Genomic DNA, 21,699 nt, shown 5'->3' with positions numbered 1-21,699 from the left:
CGATCTACTCGATCGAATGCGCGGCCAGCGGAGCCGCCCGTCCCCTGCCTTCGCGAAGAGCGAAGGTTTCGCGCTTTCTGCGCTCGGCCTTCGCATTCCCTCGCGACGCTACATCAGCCAGCGCGCATCGCCCGGGCCCGCGAATCGATTCGACAAACCATGGGACAGCGGCAGCGACGCGGTCGTTCGGCTGGCCTGGAGCACGGCGCGATCGGTCTCGACCTCTTGGAAGCAAGCCAGCATCGCGTTCACGCCCGGTGCCCGGCCAGCCTGTGTGCGCCAGGATGGCCATTCATGGTCCATCTGGGCGCAGAGGTCCTTCCAGGTCTCGGCCAGGGCCGCCCAGGAAACCAGTTCGGGGTCGGCCACGCGGCGCGCGAGTTGCTGCAGCGGGCGCTCGAGCGAGGGCACCTGTTCCACCAGCAGGCGGCAGCGCCGGAACTCCCGGGCGTCGCGCGGGAGGTCCAGCGCGCTGCCGCCGTAGTGGGGCGGGCGCACGCCGGTCAGCAACGTGAAGAGCGCCAGGCTCGACAGTCCCTGCTCACCGGCCGCCAGCCAGCGCACGGCCTGTGCGTCCAGCCGGCGCGCGGCGCGCCCCAGCTGCGCGCGCACCCGCCCGGTTGCGGCAGCGGCCTCCTGCTCGCGGATGCGGGCGAGCCCCTCGGCCGGGCCGATGACGGCGGTGGCGCCCAGCATGCGCGCCACGTCGGCATGCAGCACATGCAGGTCGCTGGCCTGGCGCAACAGGCGCAGCCAGGCACCCAGCGGCATGTGGCCGTACACGACCGTGCAGCCTTCGCGCTGCAGGATTCGGTAGTTCGGCGCGCCCATGGCCGGCGTCTTCCACGTGCTCATGCTTGTGTATCGGCAGGTCGGCGTCCTGCGAACAGGGCAGCAAGGGAAAAATCACGACGCGCGCGGCGAATCGATCAGGCCATCGTCTCAATAGAATGGCCGGCGATTCGAGGCGGCTTCGACGATTCGCCCACACATAGCAATCCGTCCAGGACACAGGAACCATCGCCATGCCAGGCACCCTGAACCTTCCCACCTACGACGATGTCGCCGCCGCCGCGCGGCGGCTCGAAGGCCACGCCCATCGCACGCCGGTCCTGCGCTCGCGCACCGCCGATGAGGAATTGGGCGCGCAGCTCTTCTTCAAGTGCGAGAACCTGCAGCGCATGGGCGCCTTCAAGTTCCGCGGTGCCTTCAATGCGCTCGCGAAGTTCGACGACGAGCAACGGCGCGGCGGCGTGGTGGCTTTCTCCTCGGGCAACCATGCGCAGGCGATCGCGCTGGCGGCGCGCATCCTCGGCATGCCCGCCACCATCGTGATGCCCCACGATGCGCCAGCCGCGAAGGTGGCGGCGACCAAGGGCTACGGCGGGCAGGTGGTGATTTACGACCGCTACAAGGACGACCGGGAGCAGATCGGGCGCGACCTGGCGCAGAAACACGGCATGACGCTGATCCCGCCCTACGACCACCCCGACGTGATGGCCGGCCAGGGCACGGCGGCGAAGGAGCTGTTCGAGGAAGCGGGCCCGCTCGATGCGCTGTTCGTGCCGCTCGGCGGCGGCGGGCTGCTCTCCGGCTCCGCGCTGGCCACGCGGGCGCTCGCGCCGCAGTGCAAGCTCTACGGCGTGGAGCCCGAGGCGGGCAACGACGGGCAGCAGTCCTTTCGCAGCGGCAGCATCGTCCACATCGACACGCCCAGGACGATTGCCGACGGCGCGCAGACGCAGCACCTGGGGCAGCACACCTTTGCCGTCATCCGCCGCGATGTCGACGACGTGCTGACGGCGAGCGACGCACAGCTGGTGGAGGCCATGCGCTTCTTCGCCACGCGCATGAAGCTGGTGGTGGAGCCTACTGGCTGCCTGGGCTTCGCGGCGGCGCGCGAGATGAAGGCGCAGCTGCGCGGCCTGCGCGTGGGCGTGCTGATCAGCGGCGGCAATATCGATGTGGAGCGCCTGGGCGCCCTGCTCGCGGGCTGAGCTTCACTCCCTGGGCTGCACCCCGAAGCGGTACAGCACGTTGCGCAGCAAACGGCCGAAGACCGGGTCGCTGCCCAGCACCCAGGCCGCGCCCACCGCGCCGGCGTGGAACACGCGGCCGCCCTGAGGGCGCTCCCAGTAGATCATTTCGGCCGAGAGGCCGTCGATGGATTCGGTGACGTTCGAGAAGCAGTCGAGGTAGGTGTCGAGCGGGCCGGGCACGCGGCGCAGACCCTGGGCAATCACCTCGATGCCCCGCTGCGGCTCGGGCAGCGACGCGCCCGGCGGCACCTGCTTCGTCATGCGTGCCAGGGTGGCGACAGTGAGATCCCACTCGTGGCCGATCGCGCGCGGCAGCCCGCCGTCCGGTGCATGGCCGAAGGTCTGGCCTTCGGCGAGGCCGAGCGGATGCGGCTCGTTGAACAAGGCGTGCCGCGGCTGCCTCACGTGGTAGACGCCGAAGTCCTCGCCGTCGGCGAAGGCCCAGCCCGCGGTTTCGAGGCCGATGATGTCGGCCGCCGAGCGGCCCGAAGCCTTGAGCCGGCCGCCGCGCGCCCAGTCCTGGCTGTGGTACTGCTCGCCGAAGGGGCCCGCGGGCGGGCCCACCGGCGGTACGCTTTCGTCATGGCCAGGGCCGTTGACCTTGCGCTGCTCCATGACGCTCATGTCCTCGTCGTAGCTCACGCGCAGGTACATCGTGTTGCCCGAAAGCACGATCGCGCTGCCGCCGCGGCGAAGATGGTCGTCCAGGCCATCGATGGCCGGGGTCGACCAGTATTCGCTGTGGCCGTTGACGATGACCGTGCGGTAGCGCGAGAGCAGCGACGGGTCGCGATGCAGATCGATGTCGCCGATGACATCGAAGTCGTAGCCCTCGCGCTCCAGCCACACATGGAGCCGGCGTTCGAGCCGCGCCCATTGGCTGAAGCCGCTGCCCTCGGGGTCGTACAGCGCATTGGGGCTCGCGTTGGGCCACGGCATGCGCAGACCGACCTGGTAGCAGGGCTGGCCGGCGCGGTGATAGGTGTAGCTGCAATAGGCGGGTGCCTGCGGGTGGCAGCTCTCCAGGCCGGCCGAGCGGCGCGGCCACACGGGATCGTCCACCACGTTCTTCGCAAAGGGCGTGCTCGCATAGGCCAGCCAGCTGTTGACGGCGCACAGCACGAGGACGGGCGCGGGCGCCGCATGCACAGGCTTGCGCACGATGAACGTGATGTCGTAGTCCGCCTCGCGCCCGTCGAGCTCGAAGCGCAGGCGAGCGACGTAGAGGCCGGACCTGGCGTCCTCCGGCACGCGGAACTCGTGCGTGGCGTCCCAGCGGCAATCGTAGAGGTCATCGCTGGCCAGCCGCAGTCCGTGGCCGCGCGTGGGATCGCTGAAGGGGTCGTAGCTCGATTCGGTGTCTTCGCGGGCGCCGACCCGGGCGGGTTCGAAGGCGGGCCCGACGATCATCCAGGTGGCATGGTTGACGATGCGGCCAGTGCGCTGGTGGCCGCTCGCATCGGCCACCAGCGCGCCGCGTTCCTCGCGCAGCGGCCAGCACGCCAGCACGGAGCGGCCGGTGGGAACGACCAGGCCGCGTTGCGCAAAGCGCTGCGCGATCTCCTCCGCGTCCAGCGCGCGGTCGTACAGCGCAGGCATCAGCAGGTCGGCGTCCGCGAAGAGGTCGGCCAGGCCATCGATGGCGGCGGCGCCGAGGCGCAGCGGTGCGGACCCGGGCCGCACTTCCCGCGCGGCCTCCCATTGCCCGGCCGGCGCGCCATCGATCCACAACGCGGCGACGCGGCCGTTCCACGTGGCCGCGACATGCTGCCAGCGCCGCGCAACCAGGCGGCCCCGGGCCTGCAGCGCATCGGCGCGAAAGGCGCCCCCATCGCCGAGATGAAAGCCCAATGCGCCGCCTGCCTCGATGAAGAGGCCCCAGCCGCAATGCGCAGGAAAATCGTACTGGCCGGCAAGGCCTTGCCGCACGTCGACACGCCACGGCTTGACCCAGCATTCCACCGTCAGGCCGCGCAACGGCAGGGCGGCGGGCAAGCCCTTGTCGACATGCACATACGAGCCCGGATGAATGGGCTGCACCCGCGCCGCCATCGGCGCAAAGCGATGCAGCACCACGTCGTCGCTGCGCCCTTCCACGTCGCTGCCCAGCCTGCAGATGGAGAGCTGGCAGGGCCGGTCGTTGCTGACGTGGAAGCGCAGCAGTTCGCCGGCCGCCACGCTCTTGTGGTCGGCATAGCCATGGACCCCGGGGAGATGAAGCGGCTTGTGCGGGGGGAGGCTGCTCATTCGGAGGTGAAGCCCGAGGCCTTGACCACGGGCCCCCAGCGCTTGAGGTCGTCTTCGATGAGCCGGCTCAGCTCTTCGCCGGTGCTCGGATGCGGATCGCTGCTGAGCTTGAGCAGCCGCTCCTGCACCTCCTTGTTGGCCAGCGCCTTGCCGAGCGCCGCATGCAGCTGGTCGACGATGGGCTTGGGCGTTCCGGCCGGAACGAACAGGCCGGTCCATTCGAGGTTGTCGAAGTGCGGCTGGCCCAGCTCCTTGAGCGTGGGCACGTCGGGCAGCAGCGCGGCGCGTTTCGCGCCGTTGACCGCCAGCACCTTCAGCTTGCCGGCCTGCTGGTAGGCCACCAGGTCGGCGATGGGCGTGATGCCGGCAGCGATCTGGTCGCCCAGCAGGTCCTGCACCAGCGGCGCCGCGCCGCGATAGGGTGCCGCCACCAGGTTGACCTTGGCTTCGGCACCGAGGCGGTAGCCCATGAACTGCGCGACGCTGCCCGGCGCGGGCACGCCGTAGCTGGCCTTCTGCGGATCGGCGCGCGCGATGGCCAGCCACTGCTTCACGTCCTTGGCCGGCAGCGCGGCGGGCACGGCGATGCCTTCGTAGAAGCTGGCGACACGGCCCACCGCCTTGAAGTCCTTCACCGGGTCGTAGCGCACCGACTTCGAGGTCAGGGGCAGCATCACCATCATGTGCATGTTGGCCAGCAGCACGGTGAGGCCGTCGGGCGCGGCGTTGCGCACGTAGTCGGCCGCGATCTGGCCACCGGCCCCGGTGCGGTTGTCGACCACCACGGTGGTGCCGAGCTCGGCCGCGAGCTTGTCGGACAGGGTGCGCGCCTGCACATCGGCCGAGCCCCCCGCCGGGTAGCCCACGATCAGCTTGACGGGGCCCTTGTTGGCGGCGATCTGCGCGGGCGCGGCAGCGGCGAAGGCGAGGCTGGCGCAGGCCAGCGCGGTCTGCAGGAGACGATGGATCATGGTGAGCCTTTGGAGGATGGGAAAAGGTCAGGCCGCGAGGCCCTTGCGCGCGATCTCGTCGGCAAGATCCGCGAGCGATGTCTCGAGCAGCTCGGCCAGCGTGTCGATCTCGGCCTCGCTGATGGTGAGCGGCGGCGTGATCATCTGGAAGTCGCCGAAGGCGCCGAGATTGGCGCGCCGGTTGTAGAGCGCGATGCCATGCTTCAGCCCGTGCTCGGTCAGCCGCGCGGGCGCGTTGAAGGACGTGGGCAGCTGCCGCCGCGTGGCCTTGTCGGCCACGATCTCGATGGCCGTCAGCAGTCCCTTGCCGCGCACGTCGCCCACGATGGGCGAGCGCGCCGCGATGTCGCGCAGCCGCGCCATCAGCAGCTCGCCGCGTTCGCGCGCCCGCGTGACCAGGTCCTGGCGGATCACCTCGTCGACCACCGCATGCGCGACCGCACACGAGAGTGGGTTGGTGAAGTAGGTGTGGCCATGCACGAAGCCGCCGCTGCCGGCCACCGCGTCGACGATACGGTCGGGCGCCAGCAGGCAGCCCAGCGGCGTGTAGCCCGCGGCCAGCCCCTTGGCGAGGGTGACCAGGTCGGGCCGCGCGGCGGGCCAGTGGTGCGCGGCGAGGAAGGCGCCGGTGCGGCCGGCGCCGCTCATGATCTCGTCGTAGATGACGAGCACGCCGTGGCGGTCGCAGATCTGCCGCACACGCTCGAAGTACGCGGGCGAGGACACGACCGCGCCGGTCGAGAGGCCGCCGATGGGCTCGAGGATGAAGGCGAGCACGGTCTCGGGGCCTTCGCGCAGGATCGTCTGTTCGAGGGCGTCGGCGCACGCCATCTCGTGGGACGCCACCGTGTGCCCCTCCGGCACGCGGTACGACAGCGGCGCCGGCACCTTGGGCATCGCGCGGATCATCGGCCCGTACAAGTTCAGCGTGTTCGCATCACCGGTGACCGCGAGCGCACCGAGCGTGGAGCCGTGATAGCTCGGGTCGCGCGAGATCACCTTGCTGCGGCTGCCCTGCCCCGTGATCACCGCGTACTGGCGCGCGAGCTTGAGGGCCGATTCGTTGGCCTCCGAGCCGCCCGAGACGAAGAAGGCGCGGTCGAAGCCCTCGCCCGCCAGCGCGCAGACGCGATCGGCCAGCGCGATGTTGTGCTCGCTCTCGAAGAAGCGCGGGTAGGCAAAACTGACCCTCGCGGCCTGCTCCGCCATCGCGGCGAGCACACGCGGGTTGCCGTGGCCGATGTTGGCCACCACGGCGCCGGCGGTCGCGTCCAGGTAGCGCCGGCCGTCGGCATCCCACAGGAAGATGCCCTCGCCGCGCGCAATGCGCGGCGGGCGCGGTGAGCCCTTGGGCGCGTAGAAGCCGAGGACGGTGCCGCCCTGGGGCGTGTCGCCGACGGTGCGGGCGATGGGGGCCGTGTTGTTCATGCCGCGGACGATACGAACAGAGCGCCCCGGCGGGTAGACGTATCGAGCGATGAAGTGCTATACGTCATGCGCATGAAGTACACCCACGACCGCCTGGACCTGCTTGCCACCTTCATCCGCATCGGCGAGAGCGGGTCGCTCAGCAAGGCGGCGCGGTTGCTCGACACCACGCAGCCGACGGTCAGCCGGCGGCTGCTGGAGCTGGAGCGGCTGCTGGGCTGCAAGCTGGCGCTGCGCACGACCGCGAGCTTCTCGCTGACCGACGAAGGCCGTTCGCTGTTGGCCGAGGCGCACGACCTGACCGATCGGTGGTCGGGCCTGTCGCACCGGCTCTCGGGCGGCCAGAGCCGGCCGGAGGGGACCTTGCGCGTGATCGGACCTTCGGGCTACGGCACCGGCTTCCTGACGGACGCCGTGACGGACCTGCGGGCCGCGCACCCCGGACTGCGGATCGAACTGACTTTGACCGATCGCGTGGTCGACCTCGCGGCCTCGGGCGCGGAATGCTGGGTGTGCGTGGGCGAGGTACGCGATCCCGGGCTGGTGAGCCGCCACCTCGGCGCGATGGAGCGCGTGCTGATCGCCACGCCGGGCCTGCTCAAGCGCACCGGCCCGGTCACCCTCGCGCGGCTGCCCATGCTGCCCTGCGTGGGCCTGGTGCCTTATGTGGAAGGCAGCGTGCGCCTGCTCGACAGCTCGGGCCGCTCGCGCATGGTGCGGCTGGACACGCCCATCAAGACCGACAGCCTGCTGTCGAGCTACCGCGCGATCCTCAACGGCGCCGGCATCGGCGCAGCCGCGCCCTGGATGTGCCATGCGGACATCCAGGCCGGCCGGCTCAAGCGGGTGCTGCCGCGCTGGTGGCTGGAGCCGATCGGCATCCACGTGGCGCTGCCGCCGGGGCTGTACCGGCCGGCGCGGGTGACGGCTTTCATCGAGGCCTTGAAGCAGCGCATGCATGCACTGCCGGGGTTCAGGCCCGCGTGATGGAGGGGGCGCCGGCTCAACGCGCCTTGGAGGGCGCCGGGCGCCGCGGCGGCTTGTTCTCGTCGTCGCCGCCGAAGAGCTTTTCCACCTGCTGCCCGACACGCGCGCCGATGGCGGTGCCCACGCCGGGGAGCACGGCCGTCCCCACCGCGGCACCGGCGAGCGCGCCGCCGGTCATCGACACCTGGGGGTTGTCGAGCGTGCCGGCCAGCTTGAGCGGCACGCCCACCATGCCGTCGACCAGGTCGATCGCCATTTCCCCGTCGAGGCGGCGGTTGAGGACGCTGGCGCTTCCGCTGGCGCTGAGCACGCCGGAGCGGGCCTTCAGTCCGATGTAGCGCAGCAGGATGCCGTCTTCGGTGGTCTGCGTCTCGACGGTGCCGGTGAGCTCGTCGAGCACCGTCTGGCCGCCGCGCGCGGCGTTGGGTGCGCCGACCACCTTCGACAGGTCGAAGCCCTTGATCGTCGCGGGCCGCATGACGAAGCGGGTGCGGGTGTTCAGGTGTCGCATCAACTCGCCGACATCGTCGCCCTCGCTGCGCACTTCGGTGCGGCCGTTGAAGCGGCCCTGGACGGCCTGATGGCGGCGGAAGGCGCCCACGAGTTCGCCCACATCGACGCCCCGGGGTTCCAGCTGCGCGGTGAGGCGCAGGTGGCCCTGTTCAGAGGTGTGCAGCTCGGCCTCGCCGTTCCACGTGCCGCCGCCGGCATCGATCTCCACGCGCCAGCGGTCTTCGTTGCCTTCTCGCGCAAGGTGCAGGCGAGTGGTGGGCGAGACGCCGGGGCGCTGCAGTTCCGCCTCACGCGGACGCCAGCCGGGATCGAAGCGCACGTCGGCGTCATAGGCGAGGGCAATGTCCTGGCGATTGATCCACACGACGTCGTTCAGCCGAAGCCGCTCGATCGGCGTGTCGGCCGGGATCCAGGGCATGGCGCCGGAGAGTTCATCGGTTTTCCAGCGCCCCCGGAAGGCGCGCACCGAGGCCCGCGGGAGCACGGCGCCTTCGACGTCGACCGCCTCGATCGCGATGGTGTGCCGCAACAGCGCCGCGAGCCGCGGCCGGAGGACCACGCGGCGCACGGTGATCGGCCGCGACTGGTCGGTGGCCAGGTCGCGCAGCACCACGACCGGCGCGGGGCGCAGCGACCAGCTCGCACCGCCTACGCGCAGGCCGATGCCGCTCGCGCGCTCGAAGCTCTCGCTGACGCGGGCCGCGAGTTGCTCGTCGCTCGGCAGCAGCCGCCACGCGATCCATGCCCCGCCGCCCAGCAGCAGGAGCAGCGTGATCACCGAGCCGATGACCCATCGCCGGGCACGCGTCAGCTTCATGGCGCCGAGCTTAGATGCATCGCCCGCCGGGCGCATCGGCCTTTGGCTCGTGGCCGTGTCAGGACCAGTCGCTATAGTTTTGGCACGACCAACCGAATCGGAGCAAGCGAATGGCCATCTGGAAGAAAGAGATCTCGATCGAGGAGTTGACCCGCAGCCACGAGAACACGGCCGTCGCAACGCTGGGCGTGGAGTTCCTCGAGATCGGTCCGGACTTCATCCGCGGCCGCGTGCCGGTCGACGGGCGCACGCGCCAGCCCTACGGCATCCTGCACGGCGGGGTGTCGGTGGTGCTCGCGGAGACGCTGGGCTCCTGCGGCGCGCACTACTCGGCGCCGGAAGGCCACCGTGCCGTAGGGCTGGACATCAACGCCAACCACATCAGGGCCACGACCTCGGGGTGGGTCACGGGCGTGGCGCGTCCGGTGCATCGCGGCCGCAGCACGCAGGTCTGGCAGATCGACCTGACCAACGATGCGGGCGAGCTGACCTGCGTCTCGCGGCTGACGATGGCGGTGCTGATCCCGCAGAACTGAGGACACGCGAGCGCTGCCGCCGGGCGGCCGAAGAACAACGACCGAGGAGCAAAGACATGAGCGATTCCTACTTTCCCCGCTGGCGCGAGGTGGGTGCCGGCAACACGGCCGTGGTGGCGCCCGACGAGCGACTGCCCTGGCCGCAGACGGCCGCGATGGGGGTGCAGCACGTGATCGCGATGTTCGGCGCGACCGTGCTCGCGCCGATCCTCATGGGCTTCAACCCGAACATCGCGATCCTGATGAGCGGCGTCGGCACGCTGATCTTCTTCCTGGTCACCGGCGGCCGGGTGCCGAGCTACCTGGGGTCCAGCTTCGCTTTCATCGGGGTGGTGATCGCGGCCACCGGCTACGCCGGCCAGGGGCCGAACGCCAACCTCGGCGTGGCACTGGGCGGGATCATCGCCTGCGGCGCGGTCTACGTGCTGATCGGGGTGCTGGTCGCGTTCACCAACGAGCGGCACCACAAGTCGGCGCCGATCCGGGGCGTCGAGGTGGAGGAGATCGAGCACGACGTCGCGGTGCACTGGATCGAGCGGCTGATGCCGCCGGTGGTGACCGGCGCGGTGGTGGCGGTGATCGGGCTCAACCTGGCGAGCGTCCCGATCAAGAACATGGCGCCGACCGGCTTCGACACCTGGATGCAGGCGCTGACCTTCCTGTGCGTGGGCTTGATCGCGGTCTACGCGCGCGGCATGGTGCAACGCCTGCTGATCCTCATGGGACTGATTGCGGCCAGCCTGATCTACGCCGTGCTCACCAACGGGCTGGGCCTGGGCAAGCCGATCGATTTCGGCCCGCTGGCGGCGGCACCCTGGTTCGGCCTGCCGACGTTCGCGGCGCCGGTGTTCGAGGCGAACGCCATGCTGCTGATCGCGCCGGTTGCTGTGATCCTCGTGGCCGAGAACCTGGGCCACATCAAGGCGGTGAGCGCGATGACGGGGCGCGATCTCAATCCGTACCTGGGGCGCGCCTTCATCGGCGACGGCATCGCGACGATGGTGAGCGGCGCGGCCGGCGGCACCGGTGTCACCACCTATGCCGAGAACATCGGCGTGATGGCGGCCACCAAGATCTATTCCACGGCGATCTTCGTGGTGGCGGCGCTGATCGCGCTGCTGCTGGGCTTCAGCCCCAAGTTCGGCGCATTGATCCAGGCCATTCCGTTGCCGGTGATGGGCGGCGTGAGCATCGTGGTCTTCGGCCTGATCGCGGTCGCGGGCGCCAAGATCTGGGTCGACAACCGGGTGGACTTCTCGCAGAACCGGAATTTGATCGTCGCGGCCATCACGCTGATCCTGGGCACCGGCGACTTCACGCTCAAGTTCGGTCAGTTCGCATTGGGCGGCATCGGCACCGCGACCTTCGGTGCGATTCTGTTGTACGCCCTGTTGAACCGCTCGCGTCCCGCCTGAGCCCGTCCTTCAGCGTCTACGGGCGCCCTTCGGTCAAACCGGCAGGGTGCTTCCCACGAGCTCCTGAAACAGGCCCAGCGGATCTTCCAGCATGCGCGCGACAGTGCAGCTGCCCAGCGCGAGCCCGGCGAAGCGAATCTGGACCTGGTCGAAATAGCGATGCAGGCCTTGCCCGGCATCGAGCAGGCAGCGCTCGGCCGTTTCGAAGAAGTCGCCGCACTGGAGCTCGGCGGCCGGCGCAGCGCCGAGGCTGTAGGTGTAGAGGTCCGGCCGCACTGAGCGAATGTCGAGGATGGGTTCCATGGCGTAGCGATGAGCAGCCCTGCGTGGGCCGAAGCGCGTGAGTCTGAGAAAAGACGGCTTGGGTGTTTGTAGGAGTCAAGCGCGCCTTCTTGCCGGTGTTGCTTGGGTGAATCAATGTGAAACCCAGTGCAAGAAGTGTTGTGCGCCGTGATCTTTCCGGGAAGCATCGGCGGGTTGCCCGCCACTCCCCGTTAGACTCCAACGCTTTTCGCACCCACGTTTTCCATGGCAGATGCATCCGCCGCGCGCACCCGAGCGGTTTTCGAATTCAAGAGCGCGACGCTTCCGCTGATCGCCGTGATCCTCAAGACCGCGGACCTGGGCGTGCTGGCCGAGGCGCTGGACGCCCAGCTCGCCGATTCCCCCGATTTCTTCGACCAGGAGCCGGTCGTGATAGATCTGTCCCAGCTGGAGCAGAGCGATGCGGCGGCGAGTCTCGATTTCCCTGCGCTGCGCGCGCTGCTGGCGCGCCACCAGACGCAGCCGGTGGCGGTGCGCGGCGGGAGCGATGCGCAGAATGCGGCCGCGCGCGCGGCCGGCCTGTCGGTGACGGTGATGCCGGTTCCGCCTTCACCGACGCCTCGGCCGGCGCCGCCGCCGGCTGAGGCACCCCAGCCCCAGATCGTGCGCGAGGTGCCGGTGCCCGCCAATGGCACGCTGGTCATCGACAAGCCGCTGCGTTCGGGCCAGCAGGTGTACGCGCGCGGCGGTGACGTGGTGGTGACCGCCGTGGTCAGCTTCGGCGCCGAGGTGATCGCAGACGGCAACGTGCACGTCTACGCGCCGCTGCGGGGCAAGGCGATCGCGGGCGCTCGCGGCAATACCGAGGCGCGCATCTTCACCACCTGCATGGAAGCGCAGCTGGTCGCGATCGCGGGCATCTACCGCACCGCGGAGGTCGCGCTGCCTGCGGAGGTCGCGGGCAAGGCGACGCAGATCTCGCTGGACGGAAAGAAGATCGTGATGAGCGCCATCGAATGAAGCGCCCATCCGCGCGCATGCGCGCACCTGAACAAACGAAACAGAAGAGAAGGATTCGAATGGCCAAGATTGTGGTGGTGACCTCGGGCAAGGGCGGCGTCGGCAAGACGACCACGAGCGCGAGCTTTGCATCGGGGCTCGCGCTGGCGGGCAAGAAGACGGCCGTGATCGACTTCGACGTCGGCCTGCGCAACCTGGACCTGATCATGGGCTGCGAGCGGCGCGTGGTCTACGACCTGATCAACGTGATCCAGGGCGAGGCCAACCTGAGCCAGGCGCTGATCAAGGACAAGCAGTGCGACAACCTCTTCGTGCTGGCCGCCTCGCAGACACGCGACAAGGACGCGCTCAAGCAGGAGGGCGTCGAAAAAATCCTCAACGAGTTGAGCGAGCAGGGCTTCGACTACATCGTGTGCGACTCGCCTGCGGGCATCGAGACCGGCGCGCTGATGGCGATGCACTTCGCCGACGAGGCGCTGATCGTGACCAATCCCGAGGTCTCCTCGGTGCGCGATTCCGATCGCATCCTGGGCATGCTCGGCTCCAAGACGAAGCGGGCCAAGGAAGGCGGCGAGCCGATCAAGGAGCATCTGCTGATCACGCGCTACAACCCCAACCGGGTGGCCGGAGGGCAGATGCTGTCGCTGGAGGACATCCAGGACATCCTGCGCATCAAGCTGATCGGCGTGATCCCCGAATCGGAGAGCGTGCTGCAGGCTTCGAACCAGGGCATTCCGGCAATCCACGACAAGGAGACCGAGGTCGCCCAGGCCTACAGCGACGTGGTGGCGCGCTTCCTCGGCGAAGACAGGCCGATGCGCTTCGTCGAGGCCGAGAAGCCCAGCTTCTTCAAGCGCTTCTTCGGGGGGAGGTGAGCATGTCCTTTTTCTCGTTCCTGCTGGGCGAAAAGAAGAAGACGGCGAGCGTCGCGAAGGAGCGCCTGCAGATCATCCTCGCGCACGAGCGCAGCAGCCTGAGCGGCAAGCGGCGGCCCGACTATCTGCCCGAGCTGCAGCGCGAGCTGATCGCGGTGATCTCGAAATACGTGTCGATCAAGGCCGAGGACATCAAGGTCCACCTGGAGAAGCAGGACGACCTCGAGGTGCTCGAGGTCAAGATCGAGCTGCCGGACGGGACTGCGCTGGCCGCGCGCTAAGCGCTTCTGAATCAAGCCTTCGAGATGAAGGCGGCGACCTGCTGCAGCACCGACGGCTCGCGCAGGATGCGCCGGTGTCCGAGCGCCTGCGTGGCGACGAGCCGTGCATTGGCGATGGCATCGCGGTAGGCCACGCCGTCGGCGAACCGATTGACGCGGTCGTCGCGGTCATGCACCACGAGCGTGGGCTGTGCGATGCGCGGGCCCACGGCAGCAGGCTCCAGCAGCGGCATCAGGATGCCTTCGCGTGCCTCGATCCGGTGCTGCATGGCGGCGCGCGTGCGCTCGCTGAGGCCGAACACATGGGCGAAATAGCGGGTGAAGGCATGCGGCGACGCAGGCGGCGCCAGCAGGACCAGCCGTTCCGCGCGCAGGCCTCGGCTGGCCGCGTAGGCCAATGCGTTCGCGCCCAGCGAGTGCGCCGCGATGGCCTTCAGCGCCGTGCCCTCGAGCGCGAGCCGGGCCGCAACGTAGTCGATGGCCCGGACGAATTGCGGCAGGTTGCTGGCCGTGCCCGGGCTGCGGCCATGGGCCGGCATCTCCAGCAGCAACGGGGTCGTGCCGAGGGCGATCAGCGCTTGCGCCAGTGGCAGCATCTGGCCTGCGTGTCCGCCCCAGCCGTGCACCAGCAGCACGCGCGGCGCCTCGGGCGAGGCGGCCTGGGGCGTGTAAACGCCGAGGCTCGCGTTCTCGAAAGCCCACGCCTCGCGTTGCCATCCGGCGCCAGGTGCATGGCGGCGGTTGAGCCACTTGAGCGGCAGCGGGGTGCCGAAGAGGCGGTACGCGGCGCGTACGCCGAGCGCGGGCCAGGCGCGCTGCAGTGTGGCCAGGGCCACACGCAGGGCGCGCATAAAAAGGCTGGCGCCGTAATAGCTGGAGGCCGCGGCCGCGGCGGCGGCAGGGTTGGAGGTAGCGGGTGTGTCGGTCGGCATCGTGCGCTCCGGTTTCAGTACCAGACCCAGTCGTCATTGCTCTTCGGCAGACTGCGAACGATGTCGAGCACCGTACGGAGGCCGGCGCCCAGCAGGCAGGCACCCAGGAACAAAAGAGCGATCAGCATGCTTTTTCCTTTATCGCACGACTGTGCGAAATTTGAACGAACGAATGAGGAAGTCGGGGGCCGGCATGGAACTCACGCCCCGTAACTGGCAACCAGCCGGCGCCAGGTGAGCTGGGCGCGGTCTGCAGCCCGCGTGTCGCGCAGGAAGCGCGCGTCGTGCAGCAGGGACATGATCAATCCGTTGATCTCGCTGACGAGCTGCGCAGGGTCCGTATCGGCACGCAGGTCGCCCGAATCCACGGCCTGCTGGACGGTGCGGCGCAAGGCGGCGCGCCAGCGCGTGACCTCCTCCACCAGCAGGTCGCGCAACTCGCCCTCGCGGTCGTCGAACTCGAAGGCGCCGGCGGTGTAGATGCAGCCGGTCTCGGTCTCGACGTCACGGGTGCGCACGATCCAGCGCGAGACGATCTCGTCGAGCCGCGCGATACCCTTGGGCTTCTGCATCGCGGGCACGAAAACGTCGGCCAGGAAGCGGCGGCCGAATTCCTCGATCACCGCCTTCTGCAGCGCCTCGCGAGAACCCACCCGCGAGAACACGCCGCTCTTGGACAGGCCCAGCCGCGTGGCCACGGCCTGCAGAGTGATGGCGTCCAGGCCCTCCGCCGAGGCGAGATCCATCGCCGCGCCGACGATGGCAGTGCGGGTCAGCTCGCTCTTCTGGGTCTTGGCATCCATGATCGTAATTTAGCACCTGCGTGCGAAATAGCAAAACCGAAGGAATTGGGGGTGTTTGCTGCTTCCATTCGGCCGGGGTGTGGGCGTATCGTGGCGGCTCCAACATAACCCGGAGACAAGCATGGCAACCAGCAGCAAGACGCGCAGCACATCCAGCGCCGGCAAGGCGGGGCCGACCGCCGCCGACGACGTGCAGGACGCTTTCATCAAGCCGCTCAAGGGGATGGCCGAGCGCTTGCAGAATCTGCCGCTGGCAGGCGCCGCCGGCACCATCGTCGAGAGCGGACGCAAGGATCTGCAGGCCCTGATGGAGGCGAACCAGAAGTCCTATCAAGGGTTGCAGGCCGTGGTGGCGCGCCAGACCGAGATGCTGAAGAACTCGATCGTCGAGTGGCAGGGGACGGTCAAGGGCATGTCGCCCGCCGAGCCTCGCGAGAACCTTGCCAAGCTCGATGCCATGGGCAAGGCGGCGTTCAAGCAGGCGCTCGACGACATCAGGGAGCTGTCGGAGCTGGCGGCCAAGTCGCAGGCAGAGGCCTTCGACATCGTGAGCCAGCGCATTCGCGACAACGTGGAGGAAGTCAGCAAGCTGCTGAAGACGCCGCGCAAGTAGGCCGCGTTGTCGCTGCCGGCAGCGCACACCCGGCGGCGGATTTTGCCAAAAAGGTCCGCGACGGTGCTCTCAGGAAGCGTACATTGGTCTCTTTCGTCTGCGATCGGAGCGATTTTGGCCAAGGCATCGACTTCTCTTCCCACGCGCAACCTTTCCCCCGCGGCGGCAGACCAGGCCACGGCGAGGGAAAGGCTGCGGCAGGCCCTGCCGGCCACGGTCAACCTCTTGAAGCAGCGTCAGGCTGACCAGATCGCCGATGCAGACATCGAGGCCTACGTCGCTCTCAATTGGCTCGAATGGCATGGGGGTGGGCTGCGCCTCACGATCACCGGGCACAACGTGTGTGCCCAGACGGTCGCAGCGGCCGCCTGACCCGGCTCAGTGCGACGCGATGATCTTGGCGATCAACCCGGTCGCGATCGCCGCCAGCACCAGGTCGCCGTTCGCGCTCACCCAGTGGTAGCCGCTGGGCGGTGCCTGCAGGCGCCGGGCGCGCCAGTCACCGACCTCACTGTAAGGGCTGCGGTAGGTCGGAGGCAGGTAGCCGCCGCGACGCCAGCCGCGATGGTCGTTGTCCCTTGCATCCCAATGGCCGCTGCGGTCGTGGTCGCGATCGAACCGTTGCGAGTGGCGCGGCCCATCGTCGTCACGGCGGTCGCGATGACCGTAGCCATCGTCGCGCGCCATCGCGCTACCAGCCATGCCGAGCGCCAGCACGGCTGCGACGATGCTGGTCCGGGTCTTGATGCGCCTGCTGCTCATTGCAACTCCTTCAGTGCGTTGGAACATGGGTGCAGTATGAAAAGCCCATGTATCGCCGCCGCGCGCCACCGGTGTGGCGGCCATGAAGGGTGTAAGCGCGGGTAAGCGCGGGTACGGGCCGGAGGTTCGGCCCCAGGTCCTGTTCAGGGCGCGTTGCCCTGCGGCCCGACGGCCGGTTGCGCGCCGCTGCCGTGCCCACCGGGCAGCTTGCGGCCCAGCGATTCACCGAAGTTGCGAATGGGCCGGCTGGCACGCTCGGAGGCATTGCCGATGCCCCGGCGCGTGGCCGAGTCGGCGTGGTCGATGCCGCGGCCCGCGGCATCAGAGCCGCGCTGGATACCGCCCAGGACCTTGCCGTTCTTCGGCGGCGGCTTGAGCGTGTGCGCGCGTTGGGCGGCGGGCGGATCGTTGGCGTTCTGCGCGCACGCCAACGTCGGGAATGCGAGCCAGGCGGCGAGCGCTGCGGCGCACGCGCACGAGAGAGGCTTGATGGGCATGTATCGGTCTCCGTGGATCAGGTCTTTGATTCGCCATCGCCGTCGCCAACGGCGGCACGCGCCATCCGCTCGCTCTTCCAGTACACGTCGTCGCCGCCGTCCACGCGATTGAGCACGCGCGCGAGCACGAAGAGCAGGTCGCTCAGGCGATTCAGGTACTGCCGCGGCGCCTCGTTGAGTTCCACCTCGGCGCCAAGGGCCACGACTGCTCGCTCCGCACGCCGCGCGACGGTGCGGCACACGTGCGCCTGCGCGGCGGCGCGAGTGCCCGCCGGCAGAATGAACTCGGCCAGCCGAGGCAGCGCGGCATTGTGTTCGGCGAGGGCATTGTCGAGTTGCAGCAGCGCATCGGCCTTCAGCAGCGTGAAACCCGGCATCGACAGTTCGCCACCGAGGTTGAAGAGCTGGTGCTGCACGTCGACCAGCAGCTCGCGCAGCGCGGCCGGCATCGGCTCGCACAGCAGCAGGCCGACGTGCGAGTTGAGTTCGTCGACGTCGCCCATCGCGTGTACGCGCAGGTGGTCCTTGGGAACGCGCGTGTTGTCGCCGAGGCCGGTGGTGCCGTCGTCGCCGGTGCGCGTGGCGATCTGCGTGAGTCGGTTTCCCATGTCGGTGTCTTCGAGGGTGGCTGGTTCGTAGAATGGTAGCCCCCTCTGGAGACTCGCCGATGAACGCGCCCACCGCCCTCGCCCATCTCACTCCTTCCATTGCGCTGCGCGACGTACCGGACGCATTGCTCCAGGCGCTGAAGGAGCGCTTCGGTGGGCAGTGCTCTACCGCCCTGGCGGTTCGCACGCAGCATGGGCGCGACGAGTCCTCCTTCGATGCGCCGCCGCCGGCTGCCGTGGTCTTTGCCGAGACCTCGCAGGACGTGGCCGACGCGGTGAAGCTCGCCAGCGCGCACAGCGTGCCGGTGATTCCCTTCGGCGTCGGCTCCTCGCTCGAAGGCCACCTGCTCGCGGTGCAGGGCGGCATCAGCATCGACGTGAGCCGCATGAACCGCGTACTCTCGGTCAACGCCGACGATCTCACGGTGACCGTGGAGCCCGGCGTCACGCGCAAGCAGCTCAACGAGGAGATCAAGAGCACGGGCCTGTTCTTCCCCATCGATCCCGGTGCCGATGCCTCGATCGGCGGCATGACCGCCACGCGAGCGAGCGGCACGAACGCGGTGCGCTACGGCACCATGCGCGAGAACGTGCTCGCGCTCGAAGTGGTCACCGCCGCCGGCGAGGTGATCCGCACCGGCACCCGCGCGAAGAAGTCGTCTGCCGGCTACGACCTCACGCGCCTCTTCGTCGGCAGCGAGGGCACGCTGGGCGTGGTGACGGAAATCACCCTGCGCCTCTACCCGCTGCCGGAGGCCGTGTCGGCAGCCATCTGCTCCTTCCCGAGCATCGAGGCCGCGGTGCGCACCACCATCGAGATCATCCAGCTCGGCGTGCCCATCGCGCGCGTGGAACTGATCGACGTGAACACGGTACGCATGGTGAACGCGTACGCCAAGCTGGCGCTGCGCGAGGAGCCGATGCTGCTGATGGAGTTCCACGGCTCACCGGCCGGCGTCAAGGAGCAGGCGGAGACAGTGCAGGAATTGGCCAGCGGCCATGGGGGCAAGGCCTTTGAATGGGCCAGTACGCCGGAGGAGCGCACGCGGCTTTGGACCGCGCGGCACAACAGCTACTTCGCGGCAGTGCAGTCACGCCCCGGCTGCCGCGTGATCTCGACCGACACCTGTGTGCCGATTTCGCGACTCGCCGACTGCCTGCTCGAATCCGTCGCCGAAGCCGACGCGAGCGGCATCCCGTACTTTCTCGTCGGCCACGTGGGCGACGGCAATTTTCATTTTGGCTATCTGCTCGACCCGAACGCACCCGAGGAGCGCGTGACCGCAGAGAACCTCAACCACGCATTGGTCTCCCGCGCGCTGGCGCTCGAAGGCACCTGCACCGGCGAGCACGGCGTCGGGCTGCACAAGATGGAGTTCCTGGTGAATGAGGCCGGGGTTGGCGCCATCGACATGATGCGGACCATCAAGCGCGCACTCGACCCCAAGAACATCATGAATCCGGGGAAGATCTTCACTCTTTGATGCGCGGAAACGCCCGCCCTTTCGAGGAGGCCGGGCGCTTCCTGTACCTCGAGCGAGCTCGGTGCTCGCTCGCGAACTACTTGCGACGCGCCGGCGCCCGGGCGGGCGCACGCTCGGCCGGTGCCGAGGTCTGGGACGGCGCCACGCCGCCGTCCACACCCAGGCGTCCGCCGCCACCCAGGCCCTGGCCCTGCACCGTCTGTGCCTTGTAGTTGCGCAGCGAAACGACCATCTGGTTGAAGGCGTCCATGAATGCGGCGCTGATCACCTTGCCCTGTGCCGTGTTCGTGTAGCCGCCCAGGCCGCCCGCACCGCCACTGCCGAAGACCGAACCGAAGGCACCAAAGTCTGTCTTCGAGGCGCTGCCCTCCGAGGCCGCGACCTGCACGCCCGAACGGTTGTCGATCAAGGTCAGCAGCGCGCTGGCCTCCTTGGTCTGCAGGTTGCCGCCCACCGCTGCCAGCACGCCGCTGTAGCGCCCGCCCACGAGGCCCCCCAAGGAGCCGCCCACGCCGCCGGCATTGTTGTTGCTGAAGACGATCTCTGGCGACAAGCCGTAGTCCGAAGCCACCATCTGCCCGCGGCCGAAATTGCTGCCCTGGCGCATTTCGCCCGACGCCATCAAGTCACGCTCGCGCGACATCGCATTCATTCCGGCCGCGCCGCGCTCCACCACCACGAAGCAGTTGGATTGCTGGACCAGCAGGCGCAGCAGGTTCGCGGTCGGCGGCAGGCGGTATTCGTTGCGCAGAATGGTGTACCAACCGGCCGACTGGTTCTCGATCAGCGAAACGGTACCGAGCGGTGATGGGCAGCGCTCGAGCGCGCTGCTCGTGTTGGCCGATGCAGTGCCGGCGGCGCTGCCGGTAGCCACCGTCTTCGCGCTCTGGCTGCCCATCTGCATGTCCGTGGTCTGGCAGCCGGCCAGGAGAAACGCGCCCACGGCGACGGTGACGAGCGAAAGACGGGCGAAATTCATGGTCGGGACCCCTCGGAGTACTTTCAGGTTATTGGTTAGAAAAAGTAACGGGCAGAGCATAGGCGGAAAGAAGCCTCCGGACAACTGTCCAGAAGCTAGGACTTCCCAACTTTCAATTAGGCCGTTTGGCGGATTCGCTCGATCAAGCCGTTCAAGGCTTCGAGCGATCCGAAATGGATTGCGAGCTCGCCGCTCTGCTCCACCCGCCCCCCACGCTTGCTGCGCTTCTTGATGCGCACCTCGACCTCGGCCGCCAGTAAGTCGGCGAGCTCCTCTTCGACGCGCTGCAGGTCCCGGGACTTGTCCGTACCGCCGCGCCGGGTCGGCGGGCGCAGGCTGAATTCGGCGCTCAGCTTCTTGACCAGGGCCTCCGTCTCGCGGACGGAGAGTTTCTTGGCGGCAATCTGGTTGGCCGCGGTGATCTGGGTACCCTTGTCGAGCGACAGGAGCGCGCGCGCGTGGCCCATGTCGAGGTCGCCCGCCATCAGCATGGCCTGGGCAGGTTCGGCCAGGTTCAGCAGGCGCAGCAAATTGCTCGCGGCGCTGCGCGACCTGCCGACGGCCTGCGCAGCCGACTCGTGAGTGAGCCCAAACTCAGAGACCAAGCGTTGCAGGCCTTGAGCTTCTTCCAGCGGATTGAGGTCTTCGCGCTGGATGTTCTCGATCAGCGACATGGCCGCCGCGGCCTCGTTCGGCACGTCGCGCACGAGCACGGGGACGCTGTCCAGTCCCGCCAGCTTGGCGGCACGGAAGCGCCTTTCGCCCGCGATGATCTCGAACTCGGCGTTCTTCGCGCGCGCAGCATCGCCATCGAGGCGGCGTACCAGGATGGGCTGCATGATGCCCTGCGCCTTGATGCTTTCGGCCAGTTCGTAGAGCGCGCCCTCGTCCATCCGCGTGCGCGGCTGGTAGACGCCGGGCACCATCTGGTCCAGGTTGAGGGTGGTCGGATTGAGCGGCGCGGCATCGTCGTTCGCCGAGGTGTCGGGGCCGGTGAAGGTCGGCCCGAGCAGGGCTTCGAGTCCGCGCCCGAGGCCCTTGGGTTTCTTGGTGGCCATGGAGGTCATTCTTCTTTCAGGAGTTCGTTCAGCAGTTGGCGTCCCTCGGGCCAATCGCCCAAACCGGAATCGCCGTTGAGGTGGCCACCGGTGCCGGCGTCGATGTAGCGGGCGCCCCAGTCGCACGCCATCTCGCGGGAGCGTTCGGCGCTGCAGTAAGGATCGTCACTCGCGGCAACCATCAGGGCCCGAAAAGGCAGGGCCTCACGCACGATCGGCGCCCAGCCGGGGATCATCTGACGCAGGTCGTCGCGCTCCAGGTCGCCAGGGGCGACCAGGAACGCAGCATTTACCTTATGGGTGTTGCGCGAATGGGCCGCCCAGGCTGCTACGAGAATGCAGCCCAGGCTGTGCGCGACCAAGGCCACGGGACCGGTGGCGGCGAGCACCTCTTCCTCGAGGCGGGTCGACCAATCGCCGCGCCGGGGCCGCATCCATTCGTGCTGCTCGACTCGCCGATCACCATGGACCGCTTCCCAACGGCTTTGCCAGTGAGGCGGGTCGCTGTTCTGCCAGCCGGGCAGCAACAGGATGGCTGTCTTGGGCATCTGCTGCAATTTGACAGAAAAG

Annotated in this window: 24 protein-coding genes; 10 read left to right on the top strand and 14 right to left on the bottom strand. The window is 68.6% G+C overall.

What is annotated here, in order from left to right; all coding sequences use genetic code 11:
- Nucleotides 1-108 precede the first annotated feature (108 nt).
- Nucleotides 109-855: a hypothetical protein gene (locus tag E5CHR_RS00330; protein WP_162577840.1), complete on the bottom strand. Its 747-nt coding sequence runs from the start codon at nt 853-855 to the stop codon at nt 109-111.
- A gap of 170 nt (nt 856-1,025) precedes the next feature.
- Between E5CHR_RS00330 and E5CHR_RS00325 the strand changes: the two genes are divergently transcribed.
- Nucleotides 1,026-1,997 (top strand): threo-3-hydroxy-L-aspartate ammonia-lyase, encoded by a 972-nt coding sequence (locus E5CHR_RS00325; protein ID WP_162577839.1) that lies wholly within the window; start codon nt 1,026-1,028, stop codon nt 1,995-1,997.
- Between the two features lie 3 nt (nt 1,998-2,000).
- Here the strand turns inward: E5CHR_RS00325 and E5CHR_RS00320 are convergent, their stop codons facing one another.
- Genes E5CHR_RS00320 through E5CHR_RS00310 form a run of 3 tightly spaced genes read right to left on the bottom strand, consistent with a single transcriptional unit; the run spans nt 2,001 to nt 6,685 of the window.
- Nucleotides 2,001-4,286 (bottom strand): LamG domain-containing protein, encoded by a 2,286-nt coding sequence (locus E5CHR_RS00320; protein ID WP_162577838.1) that lies wholly within the window; start codon nt 4,284-4,286, stop codon nt 2,001-2,003.
- Nucleotides 4,283-5,257 carry a Bug family tripartite tricarboxylate transporter substrate binding protein gene (locus E5CHR_RS00315; protein ID WP_162577837.1) on the bottom strand — a complete coding sequence of 325 codons (975 nt, stop codon included), beginning with the start codon at nt 5,255-5,257 and terminating at the stop codon, nt 4,283-4,285. Before E5CHR_RS00315 ends, E5CHR_RS00320 begins: the two co-directional genes overlap by 4 nt.
- A 27-nt stretch (nt 5,258-5,284) precedes the next feature.
- Nucleotides 5,285-6,685 (bottom strand): aminotransferase family protein, encoded by a 1,401-nt coding sequence (locus tag E5CHR_RS00310; protein ID WP_162577836.1) that lies wholly within the window; start codon nt 6,683-6,685, stop codon nt 5,285-5,287.
- A 72-nt stretch (nt 6,686-6,757) separates the two neighbouring features.
- Between E5CHR_RS00310 and E5CHR_RS00305 the strand changes: the two genes are divergently transcribed.
- Complete coding sequence (locus tag E5CHR_RS00305) at nt 6,758-7,672, top strand: LysR family transcriptional regulator (RefSeq protein ID WP_162583491.1); 915 nt, start codon at nt 6,758-6,760, stop codon at nt 7,670-7,672.
- Nucleotides 7,673-7,688: 16 nt separating this feature from the next.
- Here the strand turns inward: E5CHR_RS00305 and E5CHR_RS00300 are convergent, their stop codons facing one another.
- On the bottom strand, nt 7,689-9,002 hold the full coding sequence (locus E5CHR_RS00300; RefSeq protein ID WP_162577835.1) for an AsmA-like C-terminal region-containing protein: 1,314 nt from the start codon (nt 9,000-9,002) through the stop codon (nt 7,689-7,691).
- A 110-nt stretch (nt 9,003-9,112) separates the two neighbouring features.
- Between E5CHR_RS00300 and E5CHR_RS00295 the strand changes: the two genes are divergently transcribed.
- Nucleotides 9,113-9,538: a hotdog fold thioesterase gene (locus E5CHR_RS00295; RefSeq protein WP_162577834.1), complete on the top strand. Its 426-nt coding sequence runs from the start codon at nt 9,113-9,115 to the stop codon at nt 9,536-9,538.
- Nucleotides 9,539-9,594: 56 nt separating this feature from the next.
- Nucleotides 9,595-10,953 (top strand): solute carrier family 23 protein, encoded by a 1,359-nt coding sequence (locus tag E5CHR_RS00290; protein WP_162577833.1) that lies wholly within the window; start codon nt 9,595-9,597, stop codon nt 10,951-10,953.
- A gap of 33 nt (nt 10,954-10,986) precedes the next feature.
- Here the strand turns inward: E5CHR_RS00290 and E5CHR_RS00285 are convergent, their stop codons facing one another.
- Nucleotides 10,987-11,256, bottom strand: a complete 270-nt coding sequence (locus E5CHR_RS00285; protein ID WP_162577832.1) for a hypothetical protein — start codon at nt 11,254-11,256, stop codon at nt 10,987-10,989.
- 225 nt (nt 11,257-11,481) lie between these two features.
- On the opposite strand from E5CHR_RS00285, the gene minC reads away from it, so the two are divergent.
- Genes minC through minE form a run of 3 tightly spaced genes read left to right on the top strand, consistent with a single transcriptional unit; the run spans nt 11,482 to nt 13,393 of the window.
- The gene (minC, locus tag E5CHR_RS00280; RefSeq protein ID WP_162577831.1) at nt 11,482-12,237 is read left to right on the top strand and encodes a septum site-determining protein MinC; all 756 of its coding nucleotides are present in this window, start codon (nt 11,482-11,484) and stop codon (nt 12,235-12,237) included.
- Between the two features lie 59 nt (nt 12,238-12,296).
- Nucleotides 12,297-13,112 carry a septum site-determining protein MinD gene (gene minD / locus E5CHR_RS00275; protein ID WP_162572238.1) on the top strand — a complete coding sequence of 272 codons (816 nt, stop codon included), beginning with the start codon at nt 12,297-12,299 and terminating at the stop codon, nt 13,110-13,112.
- Nucleotides 13,113-13,114: 2 nt separating this feature from the next.
- Entirely contained in the window at nt 13,115-13,393 is a 279-nt protein-coding gene (minE, locus tag E5CHR_RS00270) for a cell division topological specificity factor MinE (protein ID WP_162572237.1), read from the top strand.
- Nucleotides 13,394-13,404: 11 nt separating this feature from the next.
- Here the strand turns inward: minE and E5CHR_RS00265 are convergent, their stop codons facing one another.
- Nucleotides 13,405-14,325, bottom strand: a complete 921-nt coding sequence (locus E5CHR_RS00265) for an alpha/beta hydrolase (RefSeq protein ID WP_162577830.1) — start codon at nt 14,323-14,325, stop codon at nt 13,405-13,407.
- 200 nt (nt 14,326-14,525) lie between these two features.
- Nucleotides 14,526-15,128: a TetR/AcrR family transcriptional regulator gene (locus tag E5CHR_RS00260; protein ID WP_162577829.1), complete on the bottom strand. Its 603-nt coding sequence runs from the start codon at nt 15,126-15,128 to the stop codon at nt 14,526-14,528.
- A 121-nt stretch (nt 15,129-15,249) separates the two neighbouring features.
- On the opposite strand from E5CHR_RS00260, the gene phaP reads away from it, so the two are divergent.
- Together phaP and E5CHR_RS00250 are read left to right on the top strand one after the other, a co-directional pair.
- Complete coding sequence (gene phaP, locus E5CHR_RS00255) at nt 15,250-15,741, top strand: TIGR01841 family phasin (protein ID WP_162577828.1); 492 nt, start codon at nt 15,250-15,252, stop codon at nt 15,739-15,741.
- Between the two features lie 114 nt (nt 15,742-15,855).
- A complete protein-coding gene (locus E5CHR_RS00250; protein ID WP_162577827.1) occupies nt 15,856-16,113 on the top strand; it encodes a hypothetical protein in 258 nt (85 codons plus the stop codon).
- A gap of 6 nt (nt 16,114-16,119) precedes the next feature.
- Here E5CHR_RS00250 and E5CHR_RS00245 read toward each other — a convergent pair whose 3' ends face one another.
- The 3 genes from E5CHR_RS00245 to E5CHR_RS00235 form a co-directional block, all read right to left on the bottom strand.
- On the bottom strand, nt 16,120-16,503 hold the full coding sequence (locus E5CHR_RS00245) for an RcnB family protein (RefSeq protein ID WP_162577826.1): 384 nt from the start codon (nt 16,501-16,503) through the stop codon (nt 16,120-16,122).
- Nucleotides 16,504-16,646: 143 nt separating this feature from the next.
- A complete protein-coding gene (locus E5CHR_RS00240; RefSeq protein ID WP_162577825.1) occupies nt 16,647-17,000 on the bottom strand; it encodes a hypothetical protein in 354 nt (117 codons plus the stop codon).
- A 17-nt stretch (nt 17,001-17,017) separates the two neighbouring features.
- Nucleotides 17,018-17,608 (bottom strand): cob(I)yrinic acid a,c-diamide adenosyltransferase, encoded by a 591-nt coding sequence (locus tag E5CHR_RS00235; protein ID WP_162577824.1) that lies wholly within the window; start codon nt 17,606-17,608, stop codon nt 17,018-17,020.
- A 59-nt stretch (nt 17,609-17,667) separates the two neighbouring features.
- Between E5CHR_RS00235 and E5CHR_RS00230 the strand changes: the two genes are divergently transcribed.
- Complete coding sequence (locus tag E5CHR_RS00230) at nt 17,668-19,092, top strand: FAD-binding oxidoreductase (RefSeq protein WP_162577823.1); 1,425 nt, start codon at nt 17,668-17,670, stop codon at nt 19,090-19,092.
- A gap of 76 nt (nt 19,093-19,168) precedes the next feature.
- On the opposite strand, the gene E5CHR_RS00225 is transcribed toward E5CHR_RS00230, so the two are convergent.
- The 3 genes from E5CHR_RS00225 to E5CHR_RS00215 all read right to left on the bottom strand — a co-directional run bounded on the left by E5CHR_RS00225 (nt 19,169) and on the right by E5CHR_RS00215 (nt 21,677).
- Nucleotides 19,169-20,071 (bottom strand): CsgG/HfaB family protein, encoded by a 903-nt coding sequence (locus E5CHR_RS00225; protein ID WP_162577822.1) that lies wholly within the window; start codon nt 20,069-20,071, stop codon nt 19,169-19,171.
- Nucleotides 20,072-20,187: 116 nt separating this feature from the next.
- The gene (locus tag E5CHR_RS00220; RefSeq protein ID WP_162577821.1) at nt 20,188-21,129 is read right to left on the bottom strand and encodes a ParB/RepB/Spo0J family partition protein; all 942 of its coding nucleotides are present in this window, start codon (nt 21,127-21,129) and stop codon (nt 20,188-20,190) included.
- Between the two features lie 5 nt (nt 21,130-21,134).
- A complete protein-coding gene (locus tag E5CHR_RS00215) occupies nt 21,135-21,677 on the bottom strand; it encodes an RBBP9/YdeN family alpha/beta hydrolase (protein ID WP_162577820.1) in 543 nt (180 codons plus the stop codon).
- Between the last annotated feature and the right edge of the window lie 22 nt (nt 21,678-21,699).

This window comes from Variovorax sp. PBS-H4 (assembly GCF_901827205.1).
Lineage (GTDB): Bacteria > Pseudomonadota > Gammaproteobacteria > Burkholderiales > Burkholderiaceae_C > Variovorax.
Note: the sequence above shows the minus strand (reverse complement) of the source record. Positions and strands in the feature narration are given on the sequence as shown.